General features: G+C 44.6%; 6 protein-coding genes and 1 pseudogene. All 7 read left to right on the forward strand.

The features are described 5' to 3' along the window. A pseudogene (locus BUB67_RS15610) lies at positions 1-692 on the forward strand (toprim domain-containing protein); the annotation flags it as partial. Between the two features lie 92 nt (positions 693-784). Further along, the gene (locus BUB67_RS15615; protein ID WP_073240288.1) at positions 785-2,629 is read left to right on the forward strand and encodes a VirD4-like conjugal transfer protein, CD1115 family; all 1,845 of its coding nucleotides are present in this window, start codon (positions 785-787) and stop codon (positions 2,627-2,629) included. Positions 2,630-2,639: 10 nt separating this feature from the next. After that, entirely contained in the window at positions 2,640-2,906 is a 267-nt protein-coding gene (locus BUB67_RS15620; RefSeq protein ID WP_073240289.1) for a helix-turn-helix domain-containing protein, read from the forward strand. A 168-nt stretch (positions 2,907-3,074) separates the two neighbouring features. After that, positions 3,075-3,317 carry a hypothetical protein gene (locus BUB67_RS15625; RefSeq protein ID WP_073240290.1) on the forward strand — a complete coding sequence of 81 codons (243 nt, stop codon included), beginning with the start codon at positions 3,075-3,077 and terminating at the stop codon, positions 3,315-3,317. A gap of 1 nt (position 3,318) precedes the next feature. Beyond that, on the forward strand, positions 3,319-4,023 hold the full coding sequence (locus tag BUB67_RS15630) for a JAB domain-containing protein (RefSeq protein ID WP_073240291.1): 705 nt from the start codon (positions 3,319-3,321) through the stop codon (positions 4,021-4,023). 610 nt (positions 4,024-4,633) lie between these two features. Then, a complete protein-coding gene (locus BUB67_RS15635) occupies positions 4,634-4,843 on the forward strand; it encodes a helix-turn-helix domain-containing protein (protein ID WP_073240292.1) in 210 nt (69 codons plus the stop codon). Between the two features lie 94 nt (positions 4,844-4,937). Beyond that, on the forward strand, positions 4,938-6,446 hold the full coding sequence (locus BUB67_RS15640) for a type I restriction-modification system subunit M (protein WP_338011682.1): 1,509 nt from the start codon (positions 4,938-4,940) through the stop codon (positions 6,444-6,446). Positions 6,447-6,557 lie beyond the last annotated feature (111 nt).

A 6,557-nucleotide genomic window follows, 5' to 3' on the forward strand; every position in this document is an offset into this window, starting at 1 on the left:
GGCGATTTACAGACATATTGCATGAAAAAGGATACGCCTACATTTCATATTTACAGCCCGCATGCAAGGATTGGAATGAGGACTTGAAAGCGCAGCATGGCATAACACCGATTCCGGCAAAACCGCATCCGAAGCTTGAAGCCTGCAAAGAGCTGTGCGGAGAGATTCGTTACTTGTGTAGCCATATCAAATCCGTGAAAAATCCCCATGAAATGCTGATGGAGCACTATGAAAAAGCAGTGCCCCTCATGCAGTCATCAAGATCAACCGATAGACAAAAAGCTGTCCTGATGGAACAGCTGCTAAGCATGGCGGTATATGCGTTATTTGCAGTAATGGCGCAATACCGGCAGCTTGAAAAACCAATGAATTTTAAACAACTGACCGATGAACTCTGTCACAGCTATCATCCGCACCAGGACCGGGGAAAGCTGAAAACCAAAGCAGAGGATATCCAGCAGGATGTCAATGCCATTAATGCTCAGCTCAAAACATCTGGAATCCGTACCCTTGAGGATAAGCAAAAATTAATCGCATCGTATATGAGTTTTGCACTAAACTGTGTCAAGGCTCAAATTTTTATATGTCTTGAAGAGCAGGAGCAAAAAATTGAAGCTCTGCAAAAGCAGAATGAAGAGAGAGTCGATTATATGCAGGCTGTTTGCGAAGAATTTATGCAGCCTGGTATTTAGCAATATTATAACTGCATAATTGAAGAAAGCCATGTGCGAATGAAAAACCATTGGTGCATGGCTTTCTTAATTTTGCAAGAAGGAGGAAACCAATGCAGGCATCACAGGTGGTTACATTAATCATAGCTGCTGCAACTATGTTTGGAGTCATCAGTTTTATCATTCTCCTGGCCCATTACTATACCTTAAATGGCATCAAGGCCAGGACTGTAGGTGACGGCCAGCATGGCACGGCAAGGTTCGCAACGAAAAATGAAATAAAGAAGACCTATGCTCATGTACCCTATGAGCCGGAACGGTGGCGCAAGGGTATCAACCTGCCCAAGGTGCAGGGGCTGGTTGTGGGATGCAAAACGGCTCCAGGATCGGTCACCGCTCTTGTAGACCAGGGGGATGTTCATGCATTGATGATCGGAGCGGCGGGCGTTGGCAAAACTGCCAATTTCCTCTACCCCAATCTGGAATATGCCTGTGCGGCCGGGATGAGTTTTATCACCACTGATACCAAGGGCGACCTTTACAGGAATTATGGATGCATCGCCAAGGACTACTATAGCTATGATGTGTCCGTCATTGACCTGAGAAATCCCACCCGCAGCGACGGCAACAATATGCTGCACCTTGTAAACAAATATATGGATGAATACCTTGCCAATCCTGATAATCTCCCAGCAAAAGCCAGGGCGGAGAAATATGCAAAGATTATTGCCAAAACCATCGTCAACTCCGGGGGACTGGATGCAGGCTCCTACGGCCAGAATGCATTTTTCTACGATGCAGCCGAAGGCTTGCTGACCTCCGTCATTTTATTGGTGGCGGAATACTGTCCAAACGAGAAACGCCATATCATATCGGTCTTTAAGCTCATACAGGACTTGCTGGCTCCCTCAGGCGTAAAGGGAAAAAACCAGTTCCAGCTGCTCATTGAAAAGCTCCCTCCGGAGCATAAGGCAAGATGGTTTGCAGGAGCGGCATTAAACACTGCGGAGCAGGCGATGCAAAGCGTTCTGTCGACAGCTCTTTCCCGGTTAAATGCATTCCTGGACTCGGAACTGGAGCAGATACTGTGTTTTGACACTGCCATCGATGCAGAGCGTTTTTGCAAAAGAAAGTCTGCCATCTTCCTTGTCATGCCGGAAGAAGACAACACAAAATACTTTTTAATCTCTCTTATTGTCCAGCAGCTCTACCGGGAGATACTCTCAGTGGCCGATGAGCAGGGCGGCAGGCTTCAAAATCGTGTCATGATGTACCTCGATGAGATCGGCACCATACCCAAAATTGAATGTGCGGAGATGATGTTTTCCGCTTCCCGTTCCCGCCGTGTTTCCATCGTGGCCATCATACAGAGCTTTGCGCAGCTTGAAAAGAACTACGGCAAGGAAGGAGCCGCTATCATCATCGACAACTGCCAGGACACTATTTTTGGAGGCTTTGCCCCAAACTCGGAATCAGCCGAGATACTCTCTAAAAGCCTCGGTAATAAGACGGTTTTATCAGGTTCGGTCACCCGAGGGAAGCATGATCCATCCCAATCCCTGCAAATGATCCAGCGTCCCCTGATGACTCCCGACGAATTGAAGACCCTGCCCAAAGGCAGCTTCATTGTCGCAAAGACCGGCGCCTGTCCTATGAAAACCAGTTTAAAGCTGTTTATTGAATGGGGCATCCGGTTTGAAAAGGTGTATGAGCTGCAGGAAAAATCTGCCCGCAAGGTTGCCTATGCTGACAAAAAAGAGCTGGAAGAGGAAATCGTCAAGCGGCACATATCATATGAGGATATAGAAGAACAGGAACCATACTCCACATCAGCTCAAGGCGGCATATCCCTTGCACCTGTTAAAGAGAAAGAGATTCAGGGGAAAGCATTGAAGTCCAGGCTGCAAACAAAGATAAAAGCACAGCAGCAAATGGAGACGCCGCTGCGTACAGATTAGGAGGTGTTTGATGGGCTATTTTGAATCACTTTATGCATCGGAGCTTCCCCATAGAGCTGTAGCCGTCTACATGTACCTTCGTGACAGGGCGGACAAGGATGGCAAATGTTATCCGGCGATCGGTACCATCGCCGCGGAGCTGAAGCTGTCACGGAGCACTGTAAAAAGAGCCATTGCAGACCTTGAAAAGAGCGGTTATCTTCGCAAGGAGCAGCGGTGGCGTGAGAACGGGGGCAAGAGCAGCAATATGTATTTTTTGAAATCAGGGATGGGGTAACCTGAAAAAACTTTACTTTACACCAAGGGGGCAGTCTGTTTATTTGGTGAACTGTGGTACGGTTCATCGTGAGCTATGCAGTGAACTGCCCACTCTAAGAAATATTCAACGTCAGACAAAGAAACAAAATAGTTTAGTGGATAAATAACATGAAAGGTGGAAGATGAGATGAATTCAGAAAAATCAAGGAATGCGGAATACAAAAAGAGTGCAGCTTTATTGTCTCTGCTGGTTGGATTGGATGCTGATGCGGAAGAAAGGGTTTATAGATGTTTTCAAAACATGGGTGTAGATAACTTTTTTCTTTATCTCGAATCACTTGAACTTGGCTTATCCCAGGAGGCTACTGAGAAACTGAAAAGCCTAAAAGTCATTATTGATATATTTAGCGAGGGAAGGGGGCAAGCATAACATGAAGAAAAATATTCAGCATACCGAAAGCTTTTTAAAAGGGCTGACGACTTTAACAGGACTGCCCTACAAAAAGGTACGGCAGTATGCAAAAGAAAACAACCCCTTTAATATCTTGGAACACCCTCATATCATGGAACCAAATGAAAAACAGCTTGAAAAGATAGGGCTGCTCAACGAGTTCATTGCCTCCTATAACCTCTTGAAAATCTATGAAAGTGAGAAGAAGATTACGCTTAATTCATCAACTGTGTCGGGACAGTATTTTTTGGCTCTTTTAGGCGGAATGAAGGATAAAGAGAGGTTCATGGTTGCCTTTCTGGATAATGGCAATAACCTGATTGAAACAAAAACCATGTCTGAAGGGAGTGTTGGACAAGCAGTTGTTTATCCCAGAGAGGTATTGAAATATGCTATTGCCTGTGATTGCAGGGCGATAATCTTGGCCCACAATCATCCCGGCGGCTCCACAAATTTTTCTCCGGAAGATAGGGCATTGACACAGAGATTTGTTGATATTTTTCATCCTCTTGAAATCAAAGTCTTAGATCATATTGTTGTAGGTGGCACACGCTATTCTTCTATGGCGGAAAACGGAGAAATTCCTCATCAGTGTGTAAGTAAAGCAAATTATGAAGTGATTGCATTAGGCGAAACGGCAGTAGAAGAAAACCGGGATAGTTTTCAATATACTCAGTCATTTTAGATTGAGGTACCAAACATGAGGTTGTAATATCGCTTAAAAGGCTTGAGCCATGGCTTGGAGGGCATTTGGAAGAATGTAGATTTGTTCCTGTGCACTATGGAAAAAAACATTTGTTTCAAGATAAAATCATTAATTATTAAGACTGTTTTCTACCGTGCATATCAGAAAGCAAACACGATAGTGTCTTGTCAAATGATGTAAATTGACTTCTACTTTGGTCTCTAAACATTTTCGCTAATGTGGTTGTTAAGGGCTAAAACCTAGCTTATCCTTGATAACCACATTGGGGTCATGCGTCAATTTTATCACCGAGGGATGAAGGGGAGAAGCAAGATTAACTTAGCATATCCTCCGTAATTTTTCATTATAGCATGTCGGATGCTGATTGGGTTTTCAGCCTTTGAGCGGCAAGACGGAAAGCCTATAGTCTGGATACTGTGAAAATACTGCAGATGGCCGGATAAATCAGATAGTAAGGAGTTCCGCTTTAATGGTCGGTTTTTTATTGCATGCATTACACAAACTAAACTCTGCGTTCTCGCTGTTTTTATTGAGTTTTGTTAAGCAAAGTGATATAATGTAGGAAATGATTAACAGTGAGGTGGTTCCTGTGGCCGTAAGCTATAAGAAGTTATGGAAGCTGCTTATTGACCGGGATATGAAAAAGAAAGACCTGCTGGCAGCGGCGGGAATCAGCCAGTCTTCGCTGTCGAAAATGAAGAAAAACGAGAATGTCAATATGGATATTGTAGTAAAGGTGTGCAAAGCGCTGAACTGCGATATTTGTGATATTGTTGAGATTGTGCCGGATGATAAATAAGTGCGTTTTTTTGTACATGTAGTATGCGATTATTTTAGCGGTGGTGTTTGTGCATTATCTTTTTTATAGAATTTTGATAAGGAGCGATGAGAATATGGACAACCAGACCTACAATTCAATTGTCAGTTTTATATGGGGCATCGCGGATGACTGCCTGCGCGATGTATATGTACGCGGCAAGTATCGTGATGTCATCCTTCCAATGACAGTAATCCGCAGACTTGATGCGGTTCTCGAAGAAACAAAGCCGGCTGTGCTTGAAATGAAAAAGAAACTTGATAAAGCAGGCATCACAAATCAGACTGCCGCCTTATGCAACGCCGCAGGACAATCTTTCTGCAACAGCTCGCCTTTTTGCCTGCGCGACCTTACTTCAAGGGCAAAAAAACAAACCCTGAAGGCGGATTTTATTGCCTATCTTGACGGGTTTTCGCCTAATGTTCAGGAGATACTGGACAAATTCAAGTTCCGCAATCAAATAGACACAATGGTGGATGCAGATATTCTCGGTGCTGTTATTGAGAAGTTTGTGTCTCCCACTATTAACCTGAGTCCGAACCCGGTATATAAGGACGATGAAAAGAAGGAAATACGCCTACCCGGGATTGACAATCATACGATGGGATTGATTTTTGAGGAGCTTATTCGCCGTTTCAATGAAGAAAACAACGAAGAAGCCGGAGAGCACTTCACACCGCGCGATGTCGTGGAGTTGATGGCCGACCTTATATTTATTCCCATTGCCGACAAAATCAAGGATGCGACATATTCCTGCTATGACGGAGCCTGTGGTACCGGCGGTATGCTGACTGTTGCGCAGGATCGCCTTTTGGAGCTCGCCGAAAAAACAGGCAAAAAAGTATCTATTCACCTGTTTGGGCAGGAAATAAACCCTGAAACATATGCAATCGCGAAATCCGACCTTTTGCTGCAGGGGCAGGGTGACCAGGCCGACCATATCGCTTTTGGTTCCACACTCTCGAACGACCAGTTTCCTTCTTACCAGTTTGACTTTATGCTAAGTAATCCGCCGTACGGAAAATCGTGGAAGGTTGATGCCGAGAAGCTGGGCGGTAAAAAGGACATTATGGACAGCCGTTTTGTAACATATTTCGATGATAACCCTGAATTCAGCATGATTCCGAGGACAAGCGACGGCCAGCTGCTTTTCCTTCTGAATAACGTATCAAAAATGAAGAAAACCACAGAACTGGGCAGCCGCATTGCTGAAGTACATAACGGTTCTTCACTGTTTACCGGCGATGCCGGTTCCGGGGAAAGCAATGCCCGCCGCTATTTAATTGAGAATGACCTTGTGGAAGCGATTATCGCTTTGCCGGAAAACATGTTCTACAATACAGGCATAGGCACTTATATCTGGGTTCTTTCTGTTGGGGCTGAGTTAAAAAGCCCAGAAGCTGACGGTATTGCCTATCCAGAAATAGATGGATATAATGACCATAACTTAAAGAAAGGAAAAGGACATCTCTGTAGTGCGTGGTACTGCGCCAACAGTATCACTAGAGATGTCCACCCAACAAGTATGATCATTGTATCAGATTTTTCGCTGGTTGAGAATCCTGTAAATGGCGTTTTCTGTTAGGAGTGCGGAAATAGTCCCTTGCCCTTGTTGTGGCAGAGAGTTAAGGGTAATCGGAAGCCGTCTACGCAAATCGATCAAACCATCCGGTGATATTATCGTGTTGAACATTCG

It is taken from the genome of Desulforamulus putei DSM 12395 (assembly GCF_900129195.1).
Lineage (GTDB): Bacteria > Bacillota > Desulfotomaculia > Desulfotomaculales > Desulfotomaculaceae > Desulfotomaculum > Desulfotomaculum putei.